Source organism: Burkholderia sp. WTPI3 (genome assembly GCF_021483755.1).
GTDB lineage: Bacteria > Pseudomonadota > Gammaproteobacteria > Burkholderiales > Burkholderiaceae > Burkholderia.
In genome coordinates this window covers 29,891-56,787 of sequence record NZ_JAGIXF010000037.1, presented here as the reverse complement: position 1 = coordinate 56,787, position 26,897 = coordinate 29,891, and the positions used below count along the sequence as shown (strand labels likewise).

Below are 26,897 nucleotides of genomic sequence, written 5' to 3'. Positions count from 1 at the left end.
CGGCTATTTTCTTGGACTGATTTACGTTGCTAACCCAAGGCTTTCACGGTACTCGATGGGGCTGAGATAGCCAAGGGAGCCCTTGATCCGTTTCTCGTTGTACCAGCGAACGTAGGCGTCCAGTACCTCAACGAACTCCGCGATGGTCGTCGAACGCCAGTCTCCTGGATAGAACATCTCGGTCTTTAGCCTGCCGAAGAATCCCTCACAGGCCGCGTTGTCCGGTGAACAGGCTTTACGCGACATGGAGCGGATCAGCTTAGCCTTTGCAACCCGCGATAGCCAGCCAGGCCAACGGTAGTGGCCACCCCGATCGGAATGCACGATCGGCGTCTCGTCGTCCTCGGTCACGGTCTCGATAGCCGCATCTAACATGGAATTCACGAGCTCTGCGTCGGGGCTTGTGCCAATCGACCAGCTGACTACCATCCCATCGAAGCAGTCGATCATGGGCGATAGATATACCTTCCCCGCAGGAATCTGGAACTCGGAAATATCCGTCACCCACTTTTCGTTGGGGGCGTTCGCGTGGAAATCGCGATTGATGATGTTATCTGGGGCAGGGCTGATTTCCCCGATATAAGAGCGATATCGGCGCCGCTTGGGCCTTGCTGCGTGGAGGCCGCCTTGTTTCATGAGGCGACGCACGACTTTCTCCGATAGAAACACCCGTTGCCTGCTAAGCGCTGCTTGCACCCGACGATAGCCGTAGGATCGGTGATTGTCCTCGAAGATCTCTGCAACGGTACGACGGACATCTGCATATTTGTCGGCAACCCGTATGGGCGACCGATGATAAAAATAGGAGCTGCGCGCCAGGTCCAACCGCTCAAGCAGCTCAGTCAAACCGTATTCTTCTCTCAGGGCGTCAACCAGCGTCGTCTTCTCCCGATTGCTCAGGAGTGACAGGTCGACGCCCAGGTCTTTTTTTACGAGTTCATTCGCCTTCTTCAACAGGTCGTGTTCAAGCTTCAGATTGCGAATGTCGCGCCGGAGCTCTTCGACCTGCCGCTCCAGTTCGTCCCGATCCGTCTCTGATGGTGATCCCTTGTCGCGCTTCATGGATGCAGGGGCCCCTCGGCCGAGTAACTGGTTCTTCCAGTTGTACAGCGACACCCTGTCGACGTCCAGCTTTTGCGCCACCGCCTGTGCACTTCCTTCCCGTGTGCACAGTTCGTACACCGCGAGCTGCCTGGTCGCCAATGACACGGCCGGTCGGCCTGCCTTGCCAACCACGCGTTTCCTGGTTTCCGGATAGCGCTCGCGAACCCACGCCGTCAGTATCTGGCGACAGGGATAGCCTAATGCCCTGAGGGTGAAGCTGAAGCTGCGCCCGTGATTGACGTAATGCTCAAGTGCCAGGTTCTTCTGTTCTTCTGAGTACTTCGGCTTTACGCGAACATACTCTTTCTGCAGATCGCCACTCTTCTCGAATTCCTCGCACCACGCCTTGAGAGAATTCTTCGTCGGGTAACCCAACTGGCGGATTGTCGCCTTGACGCGCTTTCCGAGTTTCAGGTACAGCTCGACCGCCCGAACGCGGTCTTCGTATGAATACATGGACTACTGTCACGGGGCGGCGCTATGGAGCCAATGCGGGGTCGGCATAAGGGCGCCACTTGAGGGGCGGCACATAGGCGCCAGTCCAAGGGCGGCGTAATGGCGCCACGTTAGGGGCGGCGCATAGGCGCCAGCAGCATCAGGGCGAGAACGCGGTTCGAACTTTCCGAGTCGGTACGCTCCGTTCTTTTTGAACGGAGCGTCCATGGCCAACAGGAGGTTCGAATTGTTTGAATACCGCCAAGTCCTTGTCCGCATGCGGCAAGGCGATTCTGACCGCGACATCGCGCGCGGCGGTTTGATGGGGCGCAAGAAGCTGACGACCGTGCGCCGCGAGGCTGAAGCGCGTAGTTGGCTGGATCCGGTGCAGCCGCTGCCGGACGACGCTACGATCGCGGGTGTCTTCGGGCGCACGCCGCACCTGCCGCACACCTGTGTGTCGACGGTTGAGCCATATCGCGAACAGGTCCGCGAATGGCTTGCCGCCGGCGTTCAGGGCACCACGATCCATGCCGCCCTTCAACGCAATCATGGCTACGCCGGCAGCTATTGTGCCGTGAAGCGCATGCTGCGCCATCTGGCTGCCGAGCGCAGCGTGGCCACCACAACGATCCTCGACTTCGCACCGGCCGACGCCGCGCAGGTCGACTTCGGCGCGGGACCCGTGCTGACGGTCGAGGGCATTGCGGTCCGGACGTGGATCTTCGTGATGACGTTGTGCTGGTCGCGCCACCAGTATGCCGAGATCGTGCTGGACCAGACCGTCGAGACGTGGCTCGCCAGCCACCGGCGCGCCTTCGAATGGTTCGGCGGCTGTCCCGACCGGGTCATCATCGATAACGCGAAGTGCGCGATCATCCGGGCGTGTCGATACGAGCCGGCGGTGCAACGCTCGTACGCCGCGCTTGCCGAGGGATATGGATTCCGGATCGACGCCTGTCCGCCGCACGATCCCCAGAAGAAGGGCGTCGTCGAATCGGGCGTCAAATACGTCAAGAAGTCCTTCGTGCCGCTGCGCGAGTTCCGGGATCTGGCCGACGCCAACCGGCAACTGCTCGAATGGGTGATGCAGCAGGCCGGCACTCGTATCCACGGCACCGTCCACGAACGGCCGCTGACGCGCTTCGGCGTCGAGCGCCCGTTGCTCGCTGCATTGCCGGACGTGCCGCCGGTACTGTCGGTCTGGAAGGAGGTGGCGGTCCATCGCGACGGCCACGTCGTCTACAAGCACGCGCTGTACTCTGCACCGTTCACGCTCGTCGGCAAGTCGCTCTGGCTGAAGGCGACCGATACGGTCATCCAGCTGTTCCATCGGCATGAACTCGTCGCAACCCATCCGCGGCAGCGGGCCGGCGGTCGCCACACGGTGCGAGATCACCAGCCGCCCGAAGCGCAGGCCTGGCTCGAGCACGATCCGCAGTGGTGTCTGGCGCGCGCGAAGGAGATCGGGCCGTCGTGCCACGGCGTGATCCTCGCGCTGTTCAACGACAAGGTGCTCGTCAACCTGCGCGGCGCGCAGGGGATCATCCGGCTGCGACAGAAAGTCGGCGATCAGAGGCTGGAAGCAGCCTGCGAGCGTGCGCTCGCGTTCAGCAGCGCGAAGTACAGCACCATCAAGGGCATCCTCGACAAAGGCCTGGACAGCGAACCGGTGCCGCGTCCCGCGTCGGCCCCGACTGGCGCTTACCAGAACGGCGGCCGCTTCGGCCGTGATCTCCAATCCCTGCTGATCCACTGACACCATGAACCCGAGTCCCGAATTGAATTCCATCCTCAAACAGCTGCGCCTGTCCGGCATCCTCGACTCGCTTGAGCAGCGCAACCGTCAGGCGATCGACGGGCAGCTCGCCTATACCGAGTTCCTTGCCATGCTGCTGCACGACGAGGTTGCCCGTCGCGAACACAAGAAGCTCGGCACCCGTCTGCTGCGCGCCGGCTTCGCGATGGGCAAGACGCTCGAGACGTTCGACTTCGACCGGCTGCCTACGTTGAACCGCTCACACGTTCATGATCTCGCGACAGGCCGGTATCTCGACGAGAAGGTCGCGATCCTGATCGCCGGTCCAACCGGCACCGGCAAAAGCCACTTGGCCCAGGCGCTGGGCCACTGCGCCGCCCGCCAAGGCCGCGATGTGCTGTTCATCTCGCAGACCGAGCTGCTCAAGCGATTGAACGCCGCGCGCGCCACCGGCGCCTATGACCGCAAGTTCCAGCAGTACGCCCGGGTGCCGCTGCTGATCGTCGATGACTTCGCGCTCAAACCGCTACGTACCCCGCAGGACGAGGACTTCCACGATCTCGTCGCGGCCCGCTACGAGCACGCGGCGACCATCCTGACGTCGAATCTCGACTTCGGTGAATGGGGCGCCGCGTTCCCCGACAACCGCATCCTCGGCACCGCCACACTCGACCGACTACGCCACGGCGCCTACCGGCTCGTCCTCGAGGGCGACAGTTACCGCACCCCGAAACCGATGCCAGATCCCCCTCAAAATGCAGTTGCCAAAAACGGCAAAAAACCGCAACCTTGAAACCGTTCGAATCCGCGTTTTACCCCCGGTTCTGCTGGCGCCATTACGCCGCCCATCCCCGGCTCCTTTACGCCGCCCCGCGACAGCTCGCATCGAAATGAGCGTTGTCTTCGATGTGCCTGCCGTGTTAAGGATCACGACGAACACTGCTATCAAGAGTGCGCACACGATGGCGCGCGCGACGAAATGCCGTGTCGGTGGCACGTTGAGCGGGTTGTCTTTTGACGGATCGATGCACGTGCGTGTGCGTTTGACGTCTATCGGTGTGAGGTGATGACGATCCATCCAGGACAGAAGCCGATGCAGATCCGAAATGGAGCGGGCCGTCACGCCGTACACCAAACGAAAGCGCGTCAAATCCGACTGATCCTGTCCGAACGCCTTGAGTTTTTCGTCGTTAAAGCCTCTGTCACCGACGAAGGTACTCCAAACCTTTTCCCGAATGATTTGTGTGGAATTCAGGCGGAGCACCGCGTAGACAACGAAGCCGGCAAGACCCAGAATAGAGAGCAAATAGGTAAGGAGTGGAGCGATCGCCGCACCAAAGATGGCATTCATTCGGTCCTCTTTCGAAAGAGTCGTATCTGGTGAGTTTAAGGATGGTGTCGGAACGACCACGAGTCAGTCAACAAAACGCGAGGGCCGCGATCGTGCAAGCTACGTCGAGTACATTCAACAGAATCGCGTTCTGGAATTATACTTTCCTCGCGAGTCCAAGAGAAATCGATAGAGTCTATTATATAGATGCTAATTCGGAATGCGAATTTAACGACTATTCGAGAGCAATGTGCAGCTCGAATCAGCACTGATAACGGGGGCCTAGCCATGGTCGCCATGCACTTCCCTGAAGCGGCCTTTTTTCCCTATCGCGGGAATATAATGTGTCGGTCGTGGACAGAGGGTTTGCATCTACGCTCCAAGCCATCTCGACCACTGGCCAACCTTCTAAATCGGAGTTCCTTCACATACATGGCTACCTATCTCGAACTGAAAGCTCAGGCAGAAGCACTGGCGCAGCAAGCGGAAGAAGCACGGATTGCCGAGCTGGAAAGCATCATCGCGACGATCCGTGAGCAGATCGCCGAATATGGCATCACGCCTGAGCAACTTTTCGGACGTCGGCGCGCTCCTGCGTCGGGCACGCGGGCACCGGTCGCACCGAAATACCGCGACCCGAAAACGGGCGCAACCTGGAGCGGGCGTGGCAAGGCACCTCACTGGATTGCAAACGCGAAGAACCGCGACCGTTTTTTGATCGAGCAGTGAGTGGGGTTGATGGTTGAACTCGATGCCGTCGACCCTGCATGATGGAAATTATCGGGCGATATGCCGCGAGCGGACGGTCTTGGCGGCCAAGGCGATGGGACACGGCGAGGTATTTCCATACGCTGAGATGATCGTCAAGGTTGGATGGGCTACCTTCACCCGTGACGGCGTCGAAGTGTGGAACTGCAGCGCGCGGTATCCGCAGTTCAATTCGACATTCAGTCCGCTTAGGAACATCCGCAAATGAGCGAACTTTTGCAGATTGCGCCAGGCGGTGTGTTCTCGTCCGACGTGCTTGGCGCCGATTGGGTGCGGAAGCATCAATCGGGCGCCGAGGGTACTCAGTCCATGACCCAGCAGAGTTCAGCCGTAAAGGAAAGGGATCAAGCAGGCCGCACAGGCATACCGGGTCAGTTGTCGTTGTTGTAGAGAACCGACGATGACAGACACCTTGCGACTATCGGCTTTCGCGTTACCGCCGACGTTCCCTCCCGAGTCGGTGCCCGACGCCTGCACCTGTTTCGTCCGCGAATGCGTGCCGGGCCTGACCAAACGTCAATTGCTAGCGCGTACGCGCGCGCGAGGTTGGGCGCCGGCGTGGCGCCCTCTGGCGCATCTTGTCCGAGAGGGGTTCGAAGCGTTTGCCTTCGACTTAATCGTTGATGGGACCCGCGTCCCCGTGATTGCCTGGATGCAACGTGCCGGGAAGGATGTAGGCTGCGTCTCGGTAGCCACACGAGATCCACGCCAACTGCCCCTGTTTTAGTAGCGGTGCAGTTCGATTCGGCCCGCCGCCGCGTCCAGCTCGAGGCATTCGAGTGTCGATCGAGCTCATTGCGAAGCGGTGCTTATCGGCGTGCCAGTGATCATCGTAATCGCATAGACCAGGTTGTCGCTGTGTTCCGGCCAAGTGGGCCACGTGTCGGCGATCGCAAAATGCTCTCCAATCGCGAATCCGATGCACCGGCGCTTCGGCGACATATCGTCCGGCGTCCACTTTGGCTCGTGGAACCATGCTGCCGGGATCAACGTACGCAGCACCACCGTCATCGGCCGGCGCACGCGAGAGCCCTGTTCAAATAGGAACTCCTGTATCGTCCGCTGCGGAGATCAGCCGGCGGCCTGGAGATCCTTCAGGGCTTCGGGGTGCTGCACGGCGACGCGCAGCAACGTCTGCGCCGCGCCGGTCGGGTTGCGGCGGCCCTGTTCCCACTGTTGGTAGGTACGCACCGAGACGCCGAGCAGGCCGGCGAACTCCGATTGCGACATGCCAACCTTTGCGCGCGCGATGGAGGCCTCGGTCGGCTGTACGCGTGTCACGCGGCCAGCGACGCCGGCCTTCATCTGGCGGGCCGATTCCAGCAGGTCCGCTTGAAACTGTTCCAGTTCCTTATCCACGATCGATTTCCTCACGAAGTTGATTGAGAAAGCTCGTCGGCAGGTTGTCGAACTTCGCTTTCGTGTACGCGATCAGTAGCCAGATTTCGCCGTCATCGAGCAGGTTGTAGTAGATGACGCGCGAACCGCCGCGTTTCCCCATCCCGGCGCGCGACCAGCGCACTTTGCGCAGCCCCGACGTGCCGGGAATCACATCGCCGGCTAGAGGATTGTCCGCGAGCCAGTTGATGAATGCCTCTCGCTCGTCGTTGCGCCAGATTTCATCTGCGTACCGCTGAAAGATCGGGGTTTCGATGATGGTGTACATGGCGCAACTATACGCCATTGGCGCATAGTTGGCAAGTCAATCGCTGCGTCGAGGTGCTGAATCGGTCGTGGAAACGGAGACTGTTTCAGAGCGTCACGTCCAGAGGGGTATTGTTGGGGCGCGATGCTTGGTGGGGTTTGCGATTCCGTCTCGGTCGAAGAATTCGGACCAGTGTATGGCAAGGGAGCGCTACGGAGGCGCCTGCTGGTCGGTGCCGCGCGGCGCCTGAGAGACCCGGCCTCCGTCGGATTTTTCTTTCGTTTCTTTCAATGCCGCTAAGACGTATTAGCGGTATGGCATTTAATGCCCCCAAACCCCTGTAGTACGAGCTAAGCTGCACCGGAAGAGGGCGGTCGACCCTATCGGGGCGCGGCGCCGGTGCCGGCGGCATCGCGATCTTGAACACCTATACGGAGCACATTAACTGGAATAGGGTGTGCCCCGATGAAACTCGAAACGGCGACTCTCTGGCTGCACTGCGCGGCCGCCGGCCTCGAACTGCTGTACTGGAGTGTAAAGCTGGGCCTGCTGTTCGGGTCGATGCTCCACTGACAACCCCGCCCGCCCCCTTGCGGGGCGGGCTTTGACCAGGGGGCGAGGGTGCCCCATCGATCGACACGACAATATCCAGACCGCCACGCTTTGGCGGTTTCGCCAGATTGACGGTCACGAGTTGGATGATCGCCAAGTTGACGCGGCGGAGCCGCTCCCTGAGCCGGCGGGGAGCACAATGACGGATACGCAACCCCTGCCGCGCCCCGCGAGTGCCTACGTCCCACTGAACTCGGCGGATCCGGGTCAAATCCTGCGGTAACGTTGAGCCGGATGGCGCGGCCGATCGGGGAATTCGGGCACGATCAGCCCTTCCACGACCAGTGGGCGAATATATTGGATGCGAATAAAGTCGGGAGAGCGGTCATGCAGTGCTGCTAAATCCCGGAGGCTAAGTGCCTCAATCGCACAGAGTTCCAGAATGAGCTCACGAAGCGCCTCTGGTTTCATTTTGCCAGGCAGGCCCCCGGGATAGCGGCTGAGCACAACGAGACGCGCGCCGTCGAGCGATGCGGTCGGCAGGGATATCAAACCTTCGGAGCTTGGTTCGAAACCTTCGGAGCTCGCCCCTAAACCACCGGAGTCAAGGTTCGGAGGTTGTGGCGCTACGCGTTCGGGCGCGAAAACCTCGGCCAACGGTCGCGTTGATAATCCGCCCGCCGGAGCAGCGAAAACCTCCGCCTCCGCATCAGCGAGCAGCTCGTCCAACTGGCGCGTATCAAAGTAGACCGTGCCGCGTCCATGACCCGTTGCGCTGAGCAACCCCTCTCGGGAAAGCTTGCTGAGCGTTTTGGTAATGTCTGCGGGATGCTCATCGGTTATTTCACGAATGCGTTTGTGGTCGACGTAGCCCTCGACCGACGCGGTGACCACGATGAGTTTTTCCAGAGCGCTCAGTTCGGCGAATTTCGCGCCGTGGGTCGCCTCCAGTTGTGCAACCATCTCGACCGGCAGTAGGCTGGCCATGCGCAACTCGAACAGCGTTTGCTCCGGTTCTCGCTTCTCATGCACGACCGGCATGCGCCAAGACTGCTCTTTCCAGACCCCAAAGATACGCGGCACACCAGAACCGGCCTGATCGCCCGCACCGACAAGCTGAAACATCTTCTGAATGAGCCGGTTGCGGCAGTCACTGTCTCCGCCCCGAATCGCTTGCTCGATTGGAACGCGCATCAGGCCGGGATTTCGGAAACCGTACATATCGGGGCGCTTGACCACCAGAATCGAGACCCGCCCAGAGAAATCTGCATGGACAAGCGCGTTGACCAGCGCTTCCTGCAGAGCTTCGTGAATCGGCGTCACGCCCTGGCGCACCACGTCCCCCTCCAGTCGAAAAGGCATCTTCAAGTCGGACGTGAGTTTGGCGAGCACCTTTCGGTAGAAGTCGAACAGATTGCCAGACCAGGTGCTGTCCGTTGTGAGACGGTCGATCCAGCGTGCCTCGGTTCGAGCCTCGGGGCGCTCTTGGTAATCGACAATGTAGTTCGGGACAGCGTCAAGAATCGAGTTGAGTTTTCCGAACATCAACAAGCCAGCGGTCGTCAGACCCTCCGCACCCGATTCCCGATCCTTCTTCCACGCCTGAATCGCGCGCAGAAAGTCGGGGAGCGACTGGGCAATGAACGGGTGAGTTGGCACGCGGCTCGCGAATATTTGCCGGTAGGCTTGCACGGTTTCAAGATCAAGGTCCTCGATACCGTAGTGCGCAAGAATTGTGGCGTCACGGGGGGCATCGCTCTGTTCCGCCAGCATTTGCCGGACCTTGGCCTCATCCACCAAGAAATCGCCCTCGTGCCGGCGCTCGTACGTGCCTCGCAGGGGATTCTCGCCGACATAGATCGGTCGCTGTTTCCGCGAGGCGCGGGGGACCCGGACGCGCAAGAGCGTGCAGTGATCGATATGAATCGTCTGCACGTCGTCGTCTCGAAGTAGGTTCGCGCTAACCTTCTGACGATTGTTGACCAGATTGAATATATCCTGGCGCATAGCAGCCGCGTTGGCGAGGTTGTGGGGTCGAATCCCAGTTGGCTTCAGTTCCTCGACGCCGAGCAGGATTTCACCGCCCTCGGTATTGGCCATGGCACTGTATGTGGGCCAGAACTCCTTGGGGACTTCTCCTTTACCGTCACGGCCACCCGCCCGTTTGAACTCCACATCTACGCTCTCGCCCAGGGCCAAGAGATCTTCCGTTGTGTATTTGGTCACAGTGATGATGACGAGATTCTGTTCCTGCCGATTCTACCGAAATCGGGCTAGCGCCCGCCGGCAATGGTGTGCTGTACGGTGCCTAGGCGGACAATTCAGCGCAAGGACTGGGCATAAGAATATTACTTCGACCCTATTATTTTGATAATGTTAATTATGTAAAATTATGGATGCCTAACCGATGTGAGCACTGCCTGGGCCATTGAAATATCGATGCCGCGACACCGCATCGACCGAGACGGTCTCCGACCGCGTCAACCGGCTGATGCCACCGCGCTTACCAGAGAACGGTCATGCGCCGAGCTTCAAATTGCAGCTTGCTACCGTCCGCAAACACATAAATGTCCACGCACAGTTGCGGAGCCTCTCTCGACACAGCGAGGTCGCACGCGATGTCATACGCTCTGCAGACATCGTCGTCCATGCTGATGCACTCGGCGGTGGTGTATTGCGGTCGGTCCATCATATTTGCGCGTTTTCCTATCGAGCGGTGCCATTCTTGCAGTGACTGCACCACATCCCTTTGCTCGCGCTGCACAGCGCCGGCCGTCCGCAATGCGGGCAGCGGATCGTGATCGCTCCGAGGTTCATCGTGTTTTCCCATTCAAGCCACTTGGGCTTCCTTAACAGCGTTAAAGCCGTCGGTTGCGTCGAACAGCGATCCCGAGATCTCCCTGATGAGTCTTGCTTGGCACTCGGGGCTAAGGCGCTCGCGACGGCCAAACTGTTCGACTTCCGCGCGCAGGCTTTCTGCAGCGGTCCCACCGTTTATCGGGTCGATCTTGCCAGCGTGAAATACTATGGCGATCCGTGACTGCGCAGAATCCGCGTAAAGTCACCAAGCAGCGAAGGCAGAGCCTGTTTATCCATGATTTTTTCCGTGTCAGTTGGTACGTTGCTTTTGCCGGTACTTGCGCTCGATGGCACGGTCCAAAAAGACGCCGCCCACCGCGACTACAACTGCGGCCGGCCCGCCGATCCACCACGACAAGCCCGCGTCTCTGCACGCCCATAGGATCGACAACGGGATGACGCACCAGAACAGCGACAGCAGCAACGTCCAGGCGGGCAGTTTGTTTTCCATTGCCTACTTCGCGTAGTGAGCTTGCAGCACGCTCAAATCCTGCGTCGGCACCACGACATGCGGGCGATAGCGCCGCGCCTGCGCGGCAAAGGCCGCCAACGCTTCGCCGCCTGCCAACGATTCCGTCTCCATCGACAGAGCGACGCGAAGCCGTGCTGTCGCGGCGGAGCGACGATAGTTCGCCAGTGAGATGCGTTTAGCTAGTTTGCGAATCGCTGCCATAGTTTTCCTACGCCTTCTGAATGTTGAAGTTCGCCGCCGCGTACCGTGCATTGCAGGTCCAGACTTCTTCCCCGTTACGGTAGAAAACTGCCCAACCTTTTGCGACGGTCATCCGGGCTTGCGGAAACACGGCGCTATGGCCGTTGATGGCAGCTGACATCTCATTTCGTTCGCGGCATGTTGCCCAGTAGTCGCCGTCGGGCAATAAGTCCGGATTTGGGCGCCCCGATTTCGTCACGATGTTTTCCTGTATGGCCCGCGCATCGAGCACGAGCGTTTTCCCTGTTTAGCAAGACGCGTAGGCGCGCACTGCGTCGCCAGCTGCACGCTCATAAAGCAACGCCGATTCCGGTCCGTCATCGCAGGTTTGCGCGATTACTGTGGCCAGGTGTCGTACGGAACTTCGCCCAGGTTCGCCGGATTCCGCCGCCCGTAACTCGTGCACCACGGCGTCAGCGGTCTGGCCGTAGTCCTGCCAACGAAACGCGTTACCGGCCTCCCCTTGATTTCCGTGCGCTTTACCGGGGTAAGGCGATCTAGCTGCGACAAGGCCTAGCGGTCAGCCCCCAAAATAATAACTAATCAAATCAACCACTTCCTGACTGGTCTTTCCAACGTTCCTCAACACTTTCTCGCTGCCCCGATCGGCGCTGTCATGCGTTGGCCAGTGCTTTGGGAGCTGCATGGCCGCGATAAGAAAACTTATCGACGATAGCATCTTTAATTCAGCGTCAAATAGCGTTTTCTAGCGTTAGAGTCGTATGGAATAATAGGCGAAAATTCCGCCTGTTTCCTTTCCGGAGCCCGTCATGCCTCGTCCGGCTACCACTACCCCCGACCAGATCCGTTCCACGGTGCTTGCGATGCTGGCCGAGGCCGGCGATGCGACGCCAGCAACCGGCGCCCGCTTCCGGAAGTTGGTGTCCGTCCGTAAGCTGCGGGCGCGGCTCGGCGCCGGCGACCCCGCCACACTGTCGCGCGCACTGAACGCCATCGAGGCCGAGGTCGTGCGGTCCGGGCTCAGCGAAATCGCGATACCCGGCCTTCCGCCCGAAATCGCCGAACAGATGCACGCGCTTTGGCAGGCGGCCGTGGCCGTTCAGCTGGACGATGTCGTGCGACTCAAGCGCGAGGCGCAGGAGGCGATCGACGCAGCCGAGGCTGCCCGCACCGACGCCGAGATGCGGGTCGAATTGCTGCGGCAGGAAATCACGGAGTTGCGGTCGGCGCTGACGGCACGCGACGCCGAGCTGGCGGATGTGCGCGCGCAGCACGCGCTCGTACACGAGCGCTGCGCGACACTCGACGCCGCGGCCGTCGAGCGCCAGGCCGCACTGGATGCGGCGGTGACCAAGCATGCCGAGCTCGACCGGGCCCATGTGGAAGCGCTGGCGGCCGCGCAGCACCGCTACGAAGCGCTGTCGAAGCAGTTGCTGCAGGAAACCGCGCACCAGCGCGAGGCCCTGAAAAAAGAACACGCGCAGTCCGCCTCGCAGCTCAAATTCGCCGAGCGCCGGATTGCCGCGCTCGAGGCCGAACGCGACCGGCTGGATGGTGAGCTTGCCCACGAACGCGAAGCCCGACAGCAGGCGGTTGGCGAAGCCCTCGCGCTGAAAGCCGTCAACGCGCAGCAACATGCCCAGCTCGGCGATTTGCTGCGTGACATCGCGCCGAAACCGAGTCGGGCCACCACGCACACCGGTCTCGCAAGTGCCAAACGCACCGCCAGCGGCACGGCCGCGAAACGCAAGAGCAAGTAACGCGAGCTGCCCCTTGAGTACCTGTTCGAGTGTCTTTCGCCAATGAGCTTTGCGGACTGGATCGACATTGGTGCGACACCGCCTCAACGGTTGCCCGGCGAGGCGGACGCCGTCACCGCGTATCTGACCGACGCGCTCGGCCATGTCGTCTATACGCGCTGGACCCTCGCGACTGTCAAGCAACGTTATCCGTCGCTCGCAGAAGCGAAGGCCGCGAAGCCGGCGGTGATGCGACTGCTCCTCGACCAGTCGACCGCGGTCGAATACTGGGATCGCGGGCGCGCGCGGGCGGTGCCGGCTACCGAAGCACCCGCGCCAGAAACGATCGTGGAACGGGTACTGCGCGCGCACGCGCGCCGGTTCAAACGCGACCCGGGCGACGTCTCCACGTCGACCATTGGTGAGGGAAAACAGGAGTCCCTGCTTGTTGCTGGCCTCTCGGGGACCCTCCTGCAGTGGGTGGCGCGTGCGGGCCGCTATGCGAATCCGGGCAGCGCGACGAATACGCTCGGCGTCGGCGACGATGCACAGGCGATCGTCCTGTTCCTGCGCGATCGCGGGAGTCGGTCGACACATACGACGCGGGCGTATGTGACGGAGATCTGTCGCCTTGCGGCGTGGTGTATCGCGCATGAACTGGGGCCGTTCTCGGATCTGACTCGTCACGATCTGCTCGCGTACCGACGCGCGCTGCATCATCCCGCACGCGACGTCAACGAGGATGACGCGCGAAGCCTGACGGCGGCGTCGCAAGCGCGCGCGCTTGCGGTCGTCGCCAGCCTGTTCCGGTACTGGACTGAGACCGGCTATCTGACCGCGAATCCGGCCGCCGGCCTGGTGCGTGGGCAACGTCGGCATGTCGGCCTCGCCTCCAGCCGCATACTGACGGCCGCACAGCTCGCCGCTTGTGACGCGAAGGTCAACGAGGTAATGGCTGATATCGATCCCGTCGTGGCTGCACGGCGCCGGGCTATCTGGATGCTGTATCGCTACGCGGGTGTGCGCCTCGTCGAGTTGGTCTGGTCCGACGATCAGAAACTTCCCGTCGCTGAAGTGGAGTCCGACGGCCGCTGGACCTTGCACGTATATGGTAAAGGGCAGAAAACCCGCGCCATCCCGCTGCCGCAGGGCTGCGTGTCGGTGCTGCAGGCGTACCGACAGCTGCGTGGCTTGCCGGCACATCCCGAATCCGGCGAGCGCGTGGCACTGATTCATGGCCTCAAGGGCGGCTCGCTGCAAAGCTCGGGCCTGTACGATGAAGTGAAGGCGATCTTTGTGGCGGCGGCTGCGACGCTCGAGTACACCGATCCGGGTGGCGCGGCGACGCTGCGCCGTGCGTCGCCGCACTGGCTGCGCCACGCCTACGCACGGACATTAGTGGTCGACCGACAGGTGCCATTACCGGCTGCGCAGGCTCTGCTCGGCCACGCGTCGATCCAGACCACCGCCGCTTACGCAAAAACCGATTTGTCGCAGTTGCGCGCGTTCGTTGATCGCGCGTTTTCGAGCGACTAGCTTTCAGTGCGCGGCACGGCCGAAATCGGTGACTTCAGCCCTTCGAACCGGAACCGGTTCCGCTTGTCAGCTGTGTCGAGATAACGATGCGTGGGCGTCGTCGCGCGCTGCTCGTTACGAATCCGCAGCACCCGCTCGATCGGCGCCTTGTCCGTGTCGAGCATGATCCAAGTTTCGCCGTGTTCAGCGCGGGCCGTGCACCGCTCCAGTGCCGCCTCCGCACACTGAATGACTCGAATGTCCGCGTCTGACGGCGTTCCGCCGTGCAGATAGAGCGTCCAGTTTTGATCCTGCTCAGTTGATGCATATCAAGCGCAAGCCCGTTGAAACGCGCAGACTCGCCAGCGAAGATCAGCGATGAATCGGAGGAGTTCCTTGGAAGACAACGAGCACGAAATAGCCAAGCTCTGGCGCTACGCTGCACACACACGAGCACAAACGGAGGCGGTTACCACGTTGCTTTGCTCCGCTTTGCCGCTGATACAGGACTCGCCTGAGTTCTCGGCGAAGCTTCGCGAGGCCGTTGATGCACACGTTGCAGAACTGGTTTGCCGCGGCGTCGACCAAGCGTTTATGGACGAGTATTTCGCGTGCCTGAACGCGCTGTTGCCCGTACACCTACGGTCAATGAACGCCCCCTCCTGACATGGAGGGCGGAGCTGAAGCTACTTGCTCTTGAGTCGGACGCAGATATTCGGCAATTTCGCGGACCGTGTCACGTGCGCTACGCATCACACCAATGAGCGTGGCCGACGCAGCGCCGCACCATTCGCCATAGCCGACCAGCCATAAGCGTGGCTCATCCCTGGCGCGGGTGCCGTCCGTCGCCACCAGCCCGTCAGCGTCTCGGATCTGCAGCGCATCGAGATGGCCGAGCGCGGGACGGAAGCCGGTGCACCAGATCACGGCGTCGACGCGGGAGTGCGTGCCATCCGCCCACACGACGCCGTCTGCATCGAATCGCGCGAACGGCCGCACGGCGTGCAGCACGCCTCGCGCACGCGCGTCTCGCACGGGCGGTACCATCACGACGTCGCCCAACCCGCCCACCGCAACCCCCGTCGCCTGACCGTCGCGGAGGGCTTTCCATTTGGCGGTCGCGCGTTCGAACAGGATCCGACCGTCGACGTCATCGGGAAGAAACACTGGTTCATGCAACGTCACCCAGGTGGCGTTGCAGACCGTCGATATCTCCGCCAGGATCTGCGCCCCCGAATTGCCGCCGCCAACGACCAGCACGTTTTGTCCGCGCAAATCGTCCGGATTGCGATACTGCGCCGAATGCACCTGGCGACCGCGAAAGAGCTCGCGTCCGGGATAGTCCGGGATATAGGGAGCGCTCCAGGTGCCGGCCGCGCTTACGACCGCTTGGGCAAGCCACTCACCACGATCCGTGGTGACAAGCAATCCCTCGCGGGTGCGAGAAACGGCTTCGACATGAACGGAGCGTTGTACCGGGAGGTGGTAACGATGCTCGTAGTTCACCAGATAGTCGATGACGTCGTTGCGCGACGGATAGGTATCCTGCGAGGTCGGCATCTGCCAGCCCGGCAGTGAACTCCACTCCGCTGGCGAGAACAGGTGCAGGGATTCCCACGTGTGACGCCAAGCGCCGCCGGGCGCGCTTTGGTCATCCAGCACGATGTAGTCGATCCCCGCGCGGCGCAGGAAGTATGCGGTGGCGAGCCCGGCTTGGCCGCCCCCGATCACCACGACGTCAACGTGCGTTGGCATGCGTTTCCATCCCATCGTCTAACTCGGATCCTGCTTGCTACCTTGGGCATTGAGCGTCAAGGCCGCAATCAACCCGGCCTTCACGAGCAGCGCCTCCGGAATGACCTCGTAGCTCGCACCCTCGACCTCCACGGTACGGCATTCGGTATCGCCGCAGACGGAACAGCAACGGCTACTGCCGACCGTGCCGTTCAACCATGCTTCCATCGGCTTGCCGGCAATCCAGATACGATTGGATTCGGCGGGGGTGGCCTTGAAGGTCGCCTCGTCGATCTCGCGCCTTTCCAATACTGGCTCGATCCCGAGCGGCAACAGGATTTCTCGGAGTTGCCGGATTGCCCGGTTCACTTCCTCGCCGGTGTCGGCGCAACGCGGGCAGGTCTTTCCGCTGGTGACGAGTCGTTGCCACAGAATCGGAAGCGCTTTCATGGGGTTGCTCCTACGGACGCTACGTGTTCATCCGCGATGTGATCACCTGCTCGAGGCCCGCCTCCCCGACCGGGGCCTCGGCAAGCCACGGGATTAGCGCGGTCCGCGGCGCCAGGTCGTCCGCTACCCGGCGCACGAACGGCACCTCGTAGGTGCCGCGCTGACATAGCAGCGGATCGGTCGTGCCGCTGGCCAGCAGCGACTGGTTGATGACCCACGCATAAGGTTCGATACCGGCGCGCGCGAGGTCGGCCCGCAGGCGCTCCGCCTCGTGAACCGGGGTCGCTTCCGGCAGCGTGACGATCAGGATTCGGGTGTAATCGGGATCTCGCAAGCGCGGTAGCAGTTGACGGACCGACTCCGGCATGTCGCCCTGCGTGCGCATCACTTCGCGGTGATAGGCCTCAGCGGCGTCCAGCAGCAGAATGGTGTGGCCGGTGGGCGCCGTGTCGAGGACCACAAATCCGGACTTGCCTTGATCCACCGCACGTGCGAACGCCCTGAACACCGCGATTTCTTCCGTGCAGGGCGAGCGGAGATCCTCTTCGAGCATCGCTCGGCCACCGGCATCGAGGGCGGTTCCCGCTTTCGCGAGCACTTCCTCGGTGTATTGCCGGACCTCATGCGCCGGGTCGATGCGGGTGACCGTCAGGCCAGGCACGACGCCGTCGATTGTCGCGGCGACATGCGCGGCGGGGTCAGTCGTTGACAGGATCACATCGTGCCCACGCTGGGCCAGCGCAACAGCGATCGCAGCGGCCACCGTGGTCTTGCCCACCCCGCCTTTGCCCATCGTCATGATTACGCCGTGGCCGACGATCGACAGCTCGTCGACGAGGCCCCCCAGGCCGGGCGGCAACGTCGTTTCGGGCATCCGGCAGTCCGACGGCATCCGGACGCGCTCGGGCTGCGCCATGTCGCGCAACGCATCCAGCCCCACCGTGCCGCGCGGCAGAAACGGAATTCGCGTCTGCGGCAAGCCGGCCAGCTCGCGCGGCATGTCGGCCAGCGCCTGTTGCGCGCGCTCAGCCATGGCCGTCGCGATCGCGTCGTCGTGCCGGTCGGTGGCAAACAGACCGTTGATCGCCAGCATCTGGTTGCGAACGCCCAGCTCTGCGAGTTCGTGCCGCGTGCGGTTCGCTTCGCGCAGCGCGGCGACTTCCGGCCGACTGACCAGCACGACGGTGGTTTCCGTTGCGCTCGACAAGCGCTCGACGGTCGCCGCGTACAGCGCCTTCTGCTTCTCCAGACCGGCCAATGGCCCCAGGCAGGAGGCGCCCCCCGTCGACGACGAGATGAACTCGTTCCACGCCGACGGCAGCGTCAACAGGCGCAGCGTGTGCCCGGTGGGTGCCGTATCGAAGATCACGTGGTCGAAATCGGCTGTCACCGCCGGGTCGCCGAGCAGCTTGGAGAACTCGTCGAAGGCCGCTATCTCGACCGTGCAGGCCCCGGAAAACTGCTCCTCCATGTTTCGGATCGCCGCGGTAGGCAAGATGCCGCGATACGGTCCGACCATGCGTTCCCGATACGCGTGCGCGGCTGCCTCCGGGTCGATGTTCAGCGCGAACAGGCCCGGCGCCCCGGGCACGGCAGTTGGCAACTGACTCAAGCCCACACCGAGGACCTCGTCGAGGTTGGAGGCCGGGTCGGTGCTGACGATGAGCACCTTCTTCCCGGCATCGGCCATCGCCAGGCCGGTGGCACAGGACAGCGACGTCTTGCCGACGCCGCCTTTTCCGGTGAAGAACAGATAGCGGGTTTGCGTATCGGGCAGGGACATGGATGCTCCTCAGCAGCAGCCGGAGCCCGGCGAACAGCAGCTGCCCGCCTTGACGTGCGGTTTTTCCCCGGTCGCCAGCGTAATGCCGAGTTTCTGCGTCAGTTGTTGCCGAGACGGATACATCCCGGTCGACACGATATGGCCGTCGACCACGAGAATGGGCAGGCGATCCATGCCGGCTTCCATTTCCTTGACCACTGCGGCGTTGGCCGCAAACGCTTCGGGCGCCTGGCCGAGGTTGTAGCGAGCCACGGTCACGCCGTGCGCTTCGACCCACTTCAGATCGGCGGCGAATTGCGCCAGTACGGGGTCGACGTCGACGCCGCATACGCCCGTCGAACAACACATCGCGGGATCAAATACTTCGAGCTTTTTCATCGTATTTCCTCTCATGGCAATAGCGTAACGCGTGTGCTCAGGTTGAACGATGAGGCACGGTGCCTCACCAAGCGCTGAATGCTTCCCACTTTCGCTCGTGGACCGCGTTGGTAATCGCGAGCGCCTGCGTATAACCCGGTTACTGCGACGAATCCCGCGCCTGTCTCTTCAGATATTCGATTGATTCACCCGCCGCGCAAGCTCCTCGGCGCTTTCCTTGCGTTCGCTATAGCGATCCACCAGATATGCACCGATGTCGCGGGTCAGCAAGGTGAATTTGACCAGTTCCTCCATGACATCCACGACCCGATCGAAGTAGGCGGACGGTTTCATCCTGCCCACGTCGTCGAATTCCATGAATGCCTTCGCAACCGAAGACTGGTTGGGAATTGTCAGCATGCGCATCCAGCGCCCCAGCACGCGCATCTGGTTCACCGCGTTGAACGACTGCGAGCCACCGCTCACCTGCATGACGGCGAGCGTTTTGCCTTGAGTCGGTCGAACGGCGCCGACCGACAAAGGAATCCAGTCGATCTGCGACTTCATGATCCCGGTCATCGCACCGTGTCGCTCCGGCGAACACCACACCATGCCCTCCGACCACTGCACGAGTTCACGAAGCTCGACCACCTTCGGGTGGCTCTCCGGCGCATCGTCGGGTAACGGCAAGCCGCTCGGATTGAAGACGCGCACCTCACCGCCCATGGCTGTGAGCAGGCGCGCCGCTTCTTCGATCAGCAGGCGGCTGAACGAACGCTCGCGCAGCGATCCGTAGAGAAGCAGGAACCGGGGCGGATGGGTCGATGGCGCGGGCGTGCGCAATTGACTGGCTTCCGGCACACGAAACAGCGTGGCGTCGACCTGCGGCAAGTCGTTCAGGTGGTCAGACACGCTTGCCCTCCGCATCGATCACGACTTCGCCATCTTCCTTGGTGAACGGCCCTGTTTGCGGATTCGGCAACAGGTCGAGGACCGTTTCAGACGGGCGGCAGAGGCGTGTGCCCAGCGGCGTGACCACGATCGGACGGTTGATCAGGATCGGGTGATCGAGCATGAAGCCGATCAGATCCGCATCGCTCCATTTCGCGTTGTCGAGATCCAGTTCGTCGTACGGGGTGCCTTTGCGACGCAGCACGTCGCGCACCGGGACGCCCATCGCCGCGATCAGGTCGACCAGTTCACCACGGCTCGGCGGCGTTTCGAGGTAGTGGACAACGCGCGGCTCGGCGCCCGAGTTGCGTATCATCGCCAGCGTGTTGCGCGACGTGCCGCAATTCGGATTGTGATAGATCGTGATGTCAGTCATGTCTTGATTCCTGTACTTGTTCAAGCGCACTCGTACCAGCCCTTGGACTGGTTGACGATGCGCACCACCAGCAACATGACCGGCACTTCGATCAGCACGCCCACGACCGTCGCCAGCGCGGCGCCGGAGTTGAAGCCGAACAGGCTGATCGCGGCGGCGACTGCCAGCTCGAAGAAGTTGGATGCCCCGATCAGCGCCGAGGGGCACGCGATATTGTGTTTTTCGCCGACGGCGCGGTTGAGCCAGTAAGCGAGGGCCGAATTGAAGAACACCTGGATCAGGATCGGCACGGCGAGCAGCGCGATCACGAGCGGTTGCTTCAGGATCGCTTCACCCTGGAACGCGAACAGCAGCACCAGCGTGGCCAGCAGCGCGGTAATCGACCAAGGGCCGATCTTGGCCATCGCCGCATCGAATGCGGCTTGCCCCTTGGACAGCAGCGCCTTACGCAAGATCTGCGCGAGAATCACCGGAATGACGATATAGAGCACGACGGACGTGACCAGTGTGGCCCACGGCACGGTAATAGCGGAGATGCCCAACAACAGGCCCACGAGCGGCGCAAAGGCAATCACCATGATGCTGTCGTTCAACGCCACCTGCGACAGGGTGAACAACGGATCTCCGCCGGTCAGCCGGCTCCAGACGAACACCATGGCCGTGCACGGCGCGGCCGCCAGCAAGATGAGGCCGGCAATGTAGCTGTCGAGCTGGTCGGCCGGCAACATCGGCGCGAACAGATGCCGGATGAACAGCCAACCGAGAAACGCCATCGAGAACGGCTTGACCAGCCAGTTCACGACGAGCGTGACGCCGATTCCCTTGATGTGCTGACGGACCTCGTGCAACGCGCCGAAGTCGACCTTGACGAGCATCGGGATGATCATCACCCAGATCAGCAGGCCGACCGGCAGATTGACCTGCGCGTACTCCAGTCGGCCGATGCGCTGGAACAGGTCGGGCAACGCCTGGCCGAGCGCAATGCCGACGACGATGCACAGGGCAACCCAGACGGTCAGATAGCGTTCGAAGAAATTGATGGCGGGCTTTGCGACGGCTTTTCCCTGAGGGGCGACGTTTGACGTATTCATTGGACTGCTCGAAGAAGAGGGATCGGTCCTGAAGGGCTGGCGGCGCGCCGCTCGGCGAGCCGCCATGCGACGGCTCAGTTTTGCGAGATCTCGGTCAGCGCGCGCTGGAGCGCGGCGTGGTCGAGACGATCGAGCGGCAGCATCAGCAACTGCAGCATCCGATAGCCGATCGCCTGACGTGTCAGTTCGAACGCCAGCCGCTTGCCTTCATCGCCACCCACGGCATTCGATGGGTCGGCATAGCCCCAGTGGACCTTGACCGGACTGCCTGGCCAGTACGGACACGTCTCCGACGCCGCGCTATCGCATACCGTAACGACGACGTGCATTTCAGGCGCGCCATCGCCGACGAATTCGTCCCAGCTCTTGCTGCGATAGCCGCTGACGTCGACGCCGGCGCCGGTCAGCGCTTCCAGCGCGAACGGATTGAGCCGACCGCTCGGCGCGCTACCGGCGCTGTAGGCGCGCACGTCCTTGTCGAGCTTCCTGGCCCAATGATTGAGCATCCCTTCCGCCAGCACGCTGCGCGCCGAGTTGTGAGTGCAGAGGATCAATACGTTCGTGGTCATAGGTGGAATTTCACTGTTGTCCAATGTCGCGCACGGCTTTCTGGAGCGCGACGTTATCGAGTTTGGCGATCGGCACCGACAGCAGCAGGTCGATGCGGCGCTTCAGCGTCAGTGCAACCTCGTGCATGACTTGCTGCTTGCGTTCGTCGGAACCTTCCACCTCGGCCGGGTCGGGTACCCCCCAATGCGCGGTCATGGGCTGCCCTGGCCATACCGGGCAGACTTCGCCGGCGGCTTTGTCGCAGACGGTAAAGACGAAGTCCAGCGTGGGTGCATCGGACTGGGCAAACTCGTCCCAGCTCTTGCTTCGATATCCGTCTGTCGGCAGATGCCAGCGTTCGAGCTCGCGCAGCGCGAAGGGATTCACCTCGCCTTTCGGGTGACTGCCTGCCGAATAGGCCACAAAGCGCCCTTCGCCGAGCTGGTTCATCAGCGCTTCGGACAAAATCGAGCGCGCGGAATTGCCGGTGCAAACGAACAGTACGTTGTAGCGCTTGTCGCTCATGGTCGAACCTCAGCAGGAGGAGGAAGAATCCACTGGCACGCCGATCGGCTTGCCATGGGTTGATATGTAGCAAGCCGAAGCATCCGTTTGTGGTTCATCAGCCGACGCGACGTGGACTTCTCTGAACGTCGGCCGGCTCGCAAAAAGCGCCGAGTAGAACCGGATGCTGGCCGTCAGATCTTCGACGGAAACATGGATGTGCAGACGTTTCACGACTCGTCCTTCTGTGAAGTCTTGCAAGCGTTCGGACGGACAGGCGTGCAGGGATTGCCCCCGCAACAGTTTTCGGTCAGAAAGCCCAGCAGACCGTTCATCGTTGCGTAATTTGCCGAATAGATCATGAAGCGGCCACGTTGCTCGACCGTCACCAGATTCGAATAGGTCAGTTCTTTCATATGAAAGGACAAAGACGACGGCGCGATGCCCAGCCGTTCGGCGATCTGACCGGCAGGCATTCCACCCGGACCGGCCTCCACAAGCAATCGAAAGACGGCCAGCCGGGACTCCTGAGCCAAGGCGCCGAGAGCGCGAACGACAAAATTTGTTTCCATGTTTCGATGATAGTTGAAATATTGGAGAAAGCACAACCCTGATTTTTGCTTCGCTGACGCGCGTGGGTCGCCACTTTCGATGACAAGTGGATTGCCTGAAGGGCCGATGCCGATCGGATCTTGTTGCCTGCGCCGCTACGGGCGCGACCGGGTGCAGCAGATACGCTCCGCGATCACGCGGGAAGCGTCATTGGCCATCCAGCTCGTGTTGATCGGTGCACTCCGGGCAGATGGCGTGCACATCAAAGTCTCCACAACGGTCCGGTTGGCCGCCGCAGCACTCCTCGGTGAGATAGGCGACCAAGTCAATCATCATGCCGAGGTTGGCGCGGTAGCGCAGAAAACGTCCTTCCTGCGTTGCATGGATCAACCCGGCATGGGTCATGGCCTTGAGGTGGAAAGACAAATTCGTGGGCGGGATGTCGAGCGCGACTCGGATATCGCCCGCGACCATTCCCTCTTCGCCCTTCCGAACGAGCAGCCGGAACACGTCCAGTCGAACGCCAGACGAGAGTGATTCGAAGACAGTGGTCGCCGTGCTTTTGTCCATGGGACGTAATGCTAAACGAAGTTCAGGTTTGCGCCATGTCAATTCCTGATCTGGCGCTCGACACATCTGGGCCGGAGCTGCCCGAGACACACGTCTGTCATTTAACAATTCAACAATTATTGAATGTTGCAAATGTTACGTGTTGCAACATGGCCCCGACCTGAATCGCCCGGATCGGGGCAGCCCATACCCACTTTGGAGCAAAACCAAAATGCGCCTCAAGCGTCTCATTCTGTCCGCTGCTATCGCTCTGGTTGCCACGCAGTCGCTCTCTGCCCTGGCCGATACCGTGGATGTTCGCGGCTCCACCACGGTCAACAGCGTGTTGATTACGCCCTATGCGGCGGATATCGAACGCTTGTCGGGCCAAAAGCTGAAGGTCACCGCGAGCAACTCCGGGGAGGGCTTGACCGATCTCATCGGGTTCTCGGCCGATATCGCCATGACCTCGGCCCCGTTCAAGGACGTGGCCGAGCAACTCGGCAAGACGCCCAACCTGAAAGGGCTGAAGATCGATCAGAATGAGTTCAATGTCGTGAATCTCGGTCATGCCGAGGTCCTCTTCATCGTGAACCCGTCGAACAAGGTCGCTCATCTGTCGCAGAGCCAACTCGTCGGCCTGCTGACCGGCAAGATCGCGAACTGGAAGGAGATTGGCGGGGCCGATCAGCCGGTCATTCGCGTGTCGGAGCAGAGCACGGGCGCCATGCGGACCGAGATCAACCGCAATCTGCTCGATGGCAAGGACTTCCCGACCGCAACCAAGGTCGTCGATCTTGCCAGCCAGATCCCCGCGGTGGTCGCAGCGACGCCGGGCGCAATCGGCTTCATGAGTTCCGCTCTTCCGGCGAGCCAGCGCGCTGACGTACGCGTGATCCCGAATGACAGCAAGATCGAACAGACGTTGTTCGTCATCACCCGTCCGCATCCGGACGCCAATGTTGAAAGCGTCATCAGTGCCATCAAGGGCGTGGCATCGAAGGCTCTGACGCACTGAGCATAACGTGTGTCCGGCATATGCCGCCCCGTGAGCGGACACTTGGGCGGCATGTCGGACACCAGCCACACTGCTTTGCAATAGCCTCCGCGCAGCATGCGACTGACTGGTCTCAGGTCACATCAATTCGTCGGCTCTTGAAGCTCACAGTCTCCTTGAAGTCCTGCACGTCCCCCACCCGGCGCAGGTTGGCCCACGTTCCCTTGTAGTACGGCACGACGTTGCGGTCGGTCCAAGGGGTCGTCACGTTGCCCATGATGCCGTTGAAATGCCCGAACTGCATGAAGGTTTGGCCGCGTTTGATCGACGGCTCGAGGTAGGCCATCGCGTAGGTCGAACCATAGTCGTTGAAGACCTCGACGACATCGCCGGACGTGATGTCGAGCGAGTGCGCGTCGTCCGGGTTGAGCTCGAGAAAAGCCATCGGTACGCGTTCGCGCACGAACTCGTTGTACTGATCGTGGTAAAGCGTCTGCCAGACTTCGTTGACGCGGCCGTTGTTGATCCAGAACCGGTACTTCGCCTTCTGATCGGCAACCGGCTTCGGCAAGCCGGTCCATTTGGCCGGCTTGAACTGCGCCTTGCCGTCGGCCGTGTCGAACTTGCCGTCCGTGTAGAGCATTTCGGTTCCGATCAGCTTGCCTCCCTCATATGACTTGGCCGGCAATTGCACGCCGTTGTTGCCCATCGCGCGAAGCCGCGCGTAGGTCACCAGATTGCCCGTCTTGCCGCCCTGACTGTCGATTGGGCCAACCCCGGCCTGCCCGGCCTGGCGGAAGCCGTCGTTGAACGCGTCTTCCTCGGTTTTCCAGTCGAAGCCGCCGAAGCGCGCAGCCATGTCGTGCTTGCCCTCGGCCTCGTACATCTGCTTGAGCGTGTTCGCAATGGCGGCCGCAATCAGGCAATCCGGCAGCGCGGATCCGGGCGGATCCATGAAGCGCTCCGACAGACGCATGCGTCGCTCGCCATTCATCGACGTCAGGTTCATCTCGCCCGGATGAGCCGCCGGCAGCATCAGGTGGGCGGCTTCGGCGAGCTTGGTCGGGTACAGATTGATATTCGTGAAGAACAGCCCACCCTTGTTCTTCACCGCGTCATAGGCGACATCCACAAGCTGCGCGGTCGACGCGCCGCGCTCGCGCGACATCGCCTCCCGCACAATACCGGCGCGATGCAGAATGACCGCGCGGTGCTCCTCCGCGTTCAAGGTCGTCTGGAACGGATTCGCGCCCCACGCGGTGTACATCATGCCCTTGCCGTGGATGATCTCCTGATCGACGTAGATTTTGGTGTTCCCGGGATACGGCGGGCGTGTGTAGCCCTCCTGGTGCCCGCCCATCCGGACGACGCCGGTGCCGCGGCGGCCCACGTTGTGCGTCGCCAGCACGACGTCGACCAGCGCGGACTGGATCAGGTAATTGTCGTTGCCCCAGATGATGCCTTTCTCGTACGCATGCATGGTCCTCGGCCGATGGCCAGACGCCTTCGGCTTATAGGCCCAGTCGGCCGCCTGCTTCAGCCGTTCGACCGAAACGCCGGTGATACGGCTGGTCTCGTCCAGCGACAGGCGATTGGTCCGCACCGCATCGTCGAACCCGTTCGTGTATGCCGCGATGAACGCCTTGTCGTGCCATCCCTGGTCGACCACGTAGGTCAGCAGACCGTCGAACAGCGCGATGTCGGTGCCAGGCTCGATGTCCAGATGCAAGACGTTCTGTTTGCCGGCGATGTGCTCGGCGATCGCGACCGTGGTGGTGCGGCGCGGGTCGACGAAGATGATCCTGGCCGCTTCGATGCTCTCGCCGGGGAAGCGCTGCTTGCGTTTGTCGAGCGTCTGCCCTTGCAGGTTCGGCATCCAGTGAGCAAGGAAATAGTTGGTCTGCGTTTCGTACGAATTGCAGCCGATCGCCATGATGACGTCGGCCAGTTCGGCGTCCTCGTAGCTGTTGTTCAGCTCGCCGATGCCCATTTCCCGCGTGGCATGGCACTCGGAGTTGTAGGCCGGCCGGTTGTGGATGCGCACGAGCGGCGTCTTTAGCGCCGTGAACATCAGCTTGCCCGTGCCCCACGTGTTCTCGAAGCCGCCGCCGGCACCGCCGTGATCGAAGCAGTCGAATGCCAGTCCTGACGGGCCGTCGCGATCAAGAATTTTCTTGGCGAGGCCCGCGTACAGCGCTAGCGCATCGTCCCAGCTCGTGTCCATCCACTGATCGGCCAGATAGACGCGGGGGCTGCGCAGGCGCTCCTTGGCGACGCCGCCATCCGGGCTGTACATCACCTTCGCGAGCTGTCCGCCGCGCGTCGACGACAAGCCGCGATTGACGCTGCACGCCTTGTCCGGCACGACCATGATGTTGTACCGGCGCCCGTCCTTGTCGGTGATCGTGTTCTGCATGGCCGGCGTCATGACGATCGATAGCGGCGGCAACTGTTTGCGGAAGTCCAACCCCAAGGCGTTCTGATTCGGTGCGCGCCCGCCTTCGGTGTTTTCTGGCCATTTGAACACGTGGTATCCGCATCCGACGATGCAGAAATGGCAGGTCAGATTTGTCCGCTGGGCTTGAACGGGCGGGAGCGCCACCCGATCCTTGTTGGTAGCCATGA

32 protein-coding genes are annotated in these 26,897 nt (G+C 61.6%); 8 read left to right on the top strand and 24 right to left on the bottom strand.

What is annotated here, in order from left to right:
* Positions 1-21: 21 nt before the first annotated feature.
* Positions 22-1,560, bottom strand: a complete 1,539-nt coding sequence (locus J7024_RS20605) for an IS3-like element ISBmu11 family transposase (protein WP_012218041.1) — start codon at positions 1,558-1,560, stop codon at positions 22-24.
* A 226-nt stretch (positions 1,561-1,786) separates the two neighbouring features.
* Between J7024_RS20605 and istA the strand changes: the two genes are divergently transcribed.
* Together istA and istB are read left to right on the top strand one after the other, a co-directional pair.
* Positions 1,787-3,298, top strand: a complete 1,512-nt coding sequence (istA, locus tag J7024_RS20600; protein ID WP_234745422.1) for an IS21 family transposase — start codon at positions 1,787-1,789, stop codon at positions 3,296-3,298.
* 4 nt (positions 3,299-3,302) lie between these two features.
* Positions 3,303-4,091, top strand: coding sequence for an IS21-like element ISBmu1 family helper ATPase IstB (gene istB / locus J7024_RS20595; protein WP_012213993.1), 789 nt, complete (start codon positions 3,303-3,305; stop codon positions 4,089-4,091).
* Here istB and J7024_RS37550 read toward each other — a convergent pair.
* Positions 3,975-4,649: a DUF6216 family protein gene (locus tag J7024_RS37550; RefSeq protein WP_366919134.1), complete on the bottom strand. Its 675-nt coding sequence runs from the start codon at positions 4,647-4,649 to the stop codon at positions 3,975-3,977. The genes istB and J7024_RS37550 overlap by 117 nt on opposite strands.
* Positions 4,650-5,060: 411 nt before the next feature.
* On the opposite strand from J7024_RS37550, the gene J7024_RS20585 reads away from it, so the two are divergent.
* Positions 5,061-5,357, top strand: a complete 297-nt coding sequence (locus J7024_RS20585; RefSeq protein WP_012464917.1) for an H-NS histone family protein — start codon at positions 5,061-5,063, stop codon at positions 5,355-5,357.
* A gap of 22 nt (positions 5,358-5,379) precedes the next feature.
* Complete coding sequence (locus tag J7024_RS20580; RefSeq protein ID WP_012218043.1) at positions 5,380-5,604, top strand: hypothetical protein; 225 nt, start codon at positions 5,380-5,382, stop codon at positions 5,602-5,604.
* Positions 5,605-6,188: 584 nt separating this feature from the next.
* Here J7024_RS20580 and J7024_RS20575 read toward each other — a convergent pair.
* The 8 genes from J7024_RS20575 to J7024_RS20540 form a co-directional block, all read right to left on the bottom strand.
* Positions 6,189-6,407, bottom strand: coding sequence for a hypothetical protein (locus J7024_RS20575; RefSeq protein ID WP_038442260.1), 219 nt, complete (start codon positions 6,405-6,407; stop codon positions 6,189-6,191).
* Between the two features lie 60 nt (positions 6,408-6,467).
* Entirely contained in the window at positions 6,468-6,755 is a 288-nt protein-coding gene (locus J7024_RS20570; RefSeq protein WP_012218045.1) for a helix-turn-helix domain-containing protein, read from the bottom strand.
* Positions 6,748-7,062, bottom strand: a complete 315-nt coding sequence (locus tag J7024_RS20565) for a hypothetical protein (RefSeq protein ID WP_012464916.1) — start codon at positions 7,060-7,062, stop codon at positions 6,748-6,750. Before J7024_RS20565 ends, J7024_RS20570 begins: the two co-directional genes overlap by 8 nt.
* Before the next feature lie 798 nt (positions 7,063-7,860).
* The gene (locus tag J7024_RS20560; RefSeq protein WP_012218047.1) at positions 7,861-9,792 is read right to left on the bottom strand and encodes an RNA-binding domain-containing protein; all 1,932 of its coding nucleotides are present in this window, start codon (positions 9,790-9,792) and stop codon (positions 7,861-7,863) included.
* Between the two features lie 304 nt (positions 9,793-10,096).
* Positions 10,097-10,423, bottom strand: coding sequence for a hypothetical protein (locus tag J7024_RS20555; protein ID WP_155295623.1), 327 nt, complete (start codon positions 10,421-10,423; stop codon positions 10,097-10,099).
* A gap of 279 nt (positions 10,424-10,702) precedes the next feature.
* Positions 10,703-10,903 (bottom strand): hypothetical protein, encoded by a 201-nt coding sequence (locus J7024_RS20550; protein ID WP_038442266.1) that lies wholly within the window; start codon positions 10,901-10,903, stop codon positions 10,703-10,705.
* A 3-nt stretch (positions 10,904-10,906) separates the two neighbouring features.
* Positions 10,907-11,125: a hypothetical protein gene (locus tag J7024_RS20545; RefSeq protein ID WP_144245474.1), complete on the bottom strand. Its 219-nt coding sequence runs from the start codon at positions 11,123-11,125 to the stop codon at positions 10,907-10,909.
* A 7-nt stretch (positions 11,126-11,132) separates the two neighbouring features.
* Positions 11,133-11,363: a hypothetical protein gene (locus J7024_RS20540; protein ID WP_012464914.1), complete on the bottom strand. Its 231-nt coding sequence runs from the start codon at positions 11,361-11,363 to the stop codon at positions 11,133-11,135.
* 571 nt (positions 11,364-11,934) lie between these two features.
* On the opposite strand from J7024_RS20540, the gene J7024_RS20535 reads away from it, so the two are divergent.
* The gene (locus J7024_RS20535; RefSeq protein ID WP_012218049.1) at positions 11,935-12,885 is read left to right on the top strand and encodes a DNA-binding protein; all 951 of its coding nucleotides are present in this window, start codon (positions 11,935-11,937) and stop codon (positions 12,883-12,885) included.
* Positions 12,886-12,927: 42 nt separating this feature from the next.
* On the top strand, positions 12,928-14,400 hold the full coding sequence (locus J7024_RS20530) for a tyrosine-type recombinase/integrase (protein ID WP_012218050.1): 1,473 nt from the start codon (positions 12,928-12,930) through the stop codon (positions 14,398-14,400).
* Here J7024_RS20530 and J7024_RS20525 read toward each other — a convergent pair.
* Complete coding sequence (locus J7024_RS20525) at positions 14,397-14,564, bottom strand: hypothetical protein (protein WP_012464913.1); 168 nt, start codon at positions 14,562-14,564, stop codon at positions 14,397-14,399. The two genes, J7024_RS20530 and J7024_RS20525, sit on opposite strands and share 4 nt — an antisense overlap.
* A 211-nt stretch (positions 14,565-14,775) precedes the next feature.
* Between J7024_RS20525 and J7024_RS20520 the strand changes: the two genes are divergently transcribed.
* Entirely contained in the window at positions 14,776-15,045 is a 270-nt protein-coding gene (locus tag J7024_RS20520) for a hypothetical protein (RefSeq protein WP_044582784.1), read from the top strand.
* On the opposite strand, the gene J7024_RS20515 is transcribed toward J7024_RS20520, so the two are convergent.
* From J7024_RS20515 to J7024_RS20460, 12 genes are all read right to left on the bottom strand, one after another.
* Entirely contained in the window at positions 15,025-16,134 is a 1,110-nt protein-coding gene (locus tag J7024_RS20515; RefSeq protein WP_012218051.1) for an ArsO family NAD(P)H-dependent flavin-containing monooxygenase, read from the bottom strand. The two genes, J7024_RS20520 and J7024_RS20515, sit on opposite strands and share 21 nt — an antisense overlap.
* Before the next feature lie 18 nt (positions 16,135-16,152).
* Positions 16,153-16,563 (bottom strand): DUF2703 domain-containing protein, encoded by a 411-nt coding sequence (locus tag J7024_RS20510; RefSeq protein ID WP_012218052.1) that lies wholly within the window; start codon positions 16,561-16,563, stop codon positions 16,153-16,155.
* 19 nt (positions 16,564-16,582) lie between these two features.
* The gene (gene arsA / locus J7024_RS20505) at positions 16,583-18,346 is read right to left on the bottom strand and encodes an arsenical pump-driving ATPase (RefSeq protein WP_012218053.1); all 1,764 of its coding nucleotides are present in this window, start codon (positions 18,344-18,346) and stop codon (positions 16,583-16,585) included.
* A gap of 9 nt (positions 18,347-18,355) precedes the next feature.
* Positions 18,356-18,724, bottom strand: coding sequence for an arsenite efflux transporter metallochaperone ArsD (gene arsD, locus J7024_RS20500; RefSeq protein WP_012218054.1), 369 nt, complete (start codon positions 18,722-18,724; stop codon positions 18,356-18,358).
* A 168-nt stretch (positions 18,725-18,892) separates the two neighbouring features.
* Complete coding sequence (gene arsH / locus J7024_RS20495) at positions 18,893-19,630, bottom strand: arsenical resistance protein ArsH (protein WP_012218055.1); 738 nt, start codon at positions 19,628-19,630, stop codon at positions 18,893-18,895.
* Positions 19,608-20,030: an arsenate reductase (glutaredoxin) gene (gene arsC / locus J7024_RS20490; protein WP_012218056.1), complete on the bottom strand. Its 423-nt coding sequence runs from the start codon at positions 20,028-20,030 to the stop codon at positions 19,608-19,610. The genes arsH and arsC overlap by 23 nt, the downstream gene beginning before the upstream one ends.
* A gap of 20 nt (positions 20,031-20,050) precedes the next feature.
* Positions 20,051-21,121 carry an ACR3 family arsenite efflux transporter gene (arsB, locus tag J7024_RS20485; RefSeq protein WP_046196154.1) on the bottom strand — a complete coding sequence of 357 codons (1,071 nt, stop codon included), beginning with the start codon at positions 21,119-21,121 and terminating at the stop codon, positions 20,051-20,053.
* Positions 21,122-21,195: 74 nt separating this feature from the next.
* Positions 21,196-21,690 (bottom strand): arsenate reductase ArsC, encoded by a 495-nt coding sequence (locus tag J7024_RS20480; RefSeq protein WP_012218058.1) that lies wholly within the window; start codon positions 21,688-21,690, stop codon positions 21,196-21,198.
* A 10-nt stretch (positions 21,691-21,700) separates the two neighbouring features.
* On the bottom strand, positions 21,701-22,195 hold the full coding sequence (locus J7024_RS20475) for an arsenate reductase ArsC (RefSeq protein WP_012218059.1): 495 nt from the start codon (positions 22,193-22,195) through the stop codon (positions 21,701-21,703).
* A gap of 9 nt (positions 22,196-22,204) precedes the next feature.
* Positions 22,205-22,408: a hypothetical protein gene (locus tag J7024_RS20470; protein WP_197534994.1), complete on the bottom strand. Its 204-nt coding sequence runs from the start codon at positions 22,406-22,408 to the stop codon at positions 22,205-22,207.
* Positions 22,405-22,746, bottom strand: coding sequence for an ArsR/SmtB family transcription factor (locus J7024_RS20465; protein ID WP_012218060.1), 342 nt, complete (start codon positions 22,744-22,746; stop codon positions 22,405-22,407). The genes J7024_RS20470 and J7024_RS20465 overlap by 4 nt, the downstream gene beginning before the upstream one ends.
* Positions 22,747-22,933: 187 nt before the next feature.
* On the bottom strand, positions 22,934-23,296 hold the full coding sequence (locus tag J7024_RS20460) for an ArsR/SmtB family transcription factor (RefSeq protein WP_012464910.1): 363 nt from the start codon (positions 23,294-23,296) through the stop codon (positions 22,934-22,936).
* Positions 23,297-23,507: 211 nt separating this feature from the next.
* On the opposite strand from J7024_RS20460, the gene J7024_RS20455 reads away from it, so the two are divergent.
* A complete protein-coding gene (locus J7024_RS20455) occupies positions 23,508-24,293 on the top strand; it encodes a substrate-binding domain-containing protein (protein ID WP_012218062.1) in 786 nt (261 codons plus the stop codon).
* Between the two features lie 112 nt (positions 24,294-24,405).
* On the opposite strand, the gene J7024_RS20450 is transcribed toward J7024_RS20455, so the two are convergent.
* A complete protein-coding gene (locus tag J7024_RS20450) occupies positions 24,406-26,895 on the bottom strand; it encodes an arsenate reductase (azurin) large subunit (RefSeq protein ID WP_012218063.1) in 2,490 nt (829 codons plus the stop codon).
* Positions 26,896-26,897 lie beyond the last annotated feature (2 nt).

Bases quoted from the DNA above. Each gene is read 5' to 3' on its own strand.
- J7024_RS20465 (WP_012218060.1), bottom strand. From the start codon at position 22,746: ATGGAAACAAATTTTGTCGTTCGCGCTCTCGGCGCCTTGGCTCAGGAG.
- J7024_RS20515 (WP_012218051.1), bottom strand. From the start codon at position 16,134: ATGCCAACGCACGTTGACGTCGTGGTGATCGGGGGCGGCCAAGCCGGG.
- J7024_RS20545 (WP_144245474.1), bottom strand. From the start codon at position 11,125: ATGGCAGCGATTCGCAAACTAGCTAAACGCATCTCACTGGCGAACTAT.
- J7024_RS20525 (WP_012464913.1), bottom strand. From the start codon at position 14,564: ATGCTCGACACGGACAAGGCGCCGATCGAGCGGGTGCTGCGGATTCGT.
- istB (WP_012213993.1), top strand. From the start codon at position 3,303: ATGAACCCGAGTCCCGAATTGAATTCCATCCTCAAACAGCTGCGCCTG.
- J7024_RS20455 (WP_012218062.1), top strand. From the start codon at position 23,508: ATGCGCCTCAAGCGTCTCATTCTGTCCGCTGCTATCGCTCTGGTTGCC.
- arsD (WP_012218054.1), bottom strand. From the start codon at position 18,724: ATGAAAAAGCTCGAAGTATTTGATCCCGCGATGTGTTGTTCGACGGGC.
- J7024_RS20575 (WP_038442260.1), bottom strand. From the start codon at position 6,407: ATGACGGTGGTGCTGCGTACGTTGATCCCGGCAGCATGGTTCCACGAG.
- J7024_RS20475 (WP_012218059.1), bottom strand. From the start codon at position 22,195: ATGAGCGACAAGCGCTACAACGTACTGTTCGTTTGCACCGGCAATTCC.
- J7024_RS20580 (WP_012218043.1), top strand. From the start codon at position 5,380: ATGCCGTCGACCCTGCATGATGGAAATTATCGGGCGATATGCCGCGAG.
- J7024_RS20585 (WP_012464917.1), top strand. From the start codon at position 5,061: ATGGCTACCTATCTCGAACTGAAAGCTCAGGCAGAAGCACTGGCGCAG.
- J7024_RS20535 (WP_012218049.1), top strand. From the start codon at position 11,935: ATGCCTCGTCCGGCTACCACTACCCCCGACCAGATCCGTTCCACGGTG.
- J7024_RS20550 (WP_038442266.1), bottom strand. From the start codon at position 10,903: ATGGAAAACAAACTGCCCGCCTGGACGTTGCTGCTGTCGCTGTTCTGG.
- J7024_RS20510 (WP_012218052.1), bottom strand. From the start codon at position 16,563: ATGAAAGCGCTTCCGATTCTGTGGCAACGACTCGTCACCAGCGGAAAG.
- J7024_RS20450 (WP_012218063.1), bottom strand. From the start codon at position 26,895: ATGGCTACCAACAAGGATCGGGTGGCGCTCCCGCCCGTTCAAGCCCAG.
- J7024_RS20605 (WP_012218041.1), bottom strand. From the start codon at position 1,560: ATGTATTCATACGAAGACCGCGTTCGGGCGGTCGAGCTGTACCTGAAA.
- J7024_RS20565 (WP_012464916.1), bottom strand. From the start codon at position 7,062: ATGTACACCATCATCGAAACCCCGATCTTTCAGCGGTACGCAGATGAA.
- J7024_RS20555 (WP_155295623.1), bottom strand. From the start codon at position 10,423: ATGGGAAAACACGATGAACCTCGGAGCGATCACGATCCGCTGCCCGCA.
- arsC (WP_012218056.1), bottom strand. From the start codon at position 20,030: ATGACTGACATCACGATCTATCACAATCCGAATTGCGGCACGTCGCGC.
- J7024_RS20460 (WP_012464910.1), bottom strand. From the start codon at position 23,296: ATGGACAAAAGCACGGCGACCACTGTCTTCGAATCACTCTCGTCTGGC.
- arsA (WP_012218053.1), bottom strand. From the start codon at position 18,346: ATGTCCCTGCCCGATACGCAAACCCGCTATCTGTTCTTCACCGGAAAA.
- arsH (WP_012218055.1), bottom strand. From the start codon at position 19,630: ATGCGGAGGGCAAGCGTGTCTGACCACCTGAACGACTTGCCGCAGGTC.
- J7024_RS20480 (WP_012218058.1), bottom strand. From the start codon at position 21,690: ATGACCACGAACGTATTGATCCTCTGCACTCACAACTCGGCGCGCAGC.
- arsB (WP_046196154.1), bottom strand. From the start codon at position 21,121: ATGAATACGTCAAACGTCGCCCCTCAGGGAAAAGCCGTCGCAAAGCCC.
- J7024_RS37550 (WP_366919134.1), bottom strand. From the start codon at position 4,649: ATGAATGCCATCTTTGGTGCGGCGATCGCTCCACTCCTTACCTATTTG.
- J7024_RS20530 (WP_012218050.1), top strand. From the start codon at position 12,928: ATGAGCTTTGCGGACTGGATCGACATTGGTGCGACACCGCCTCAACGG.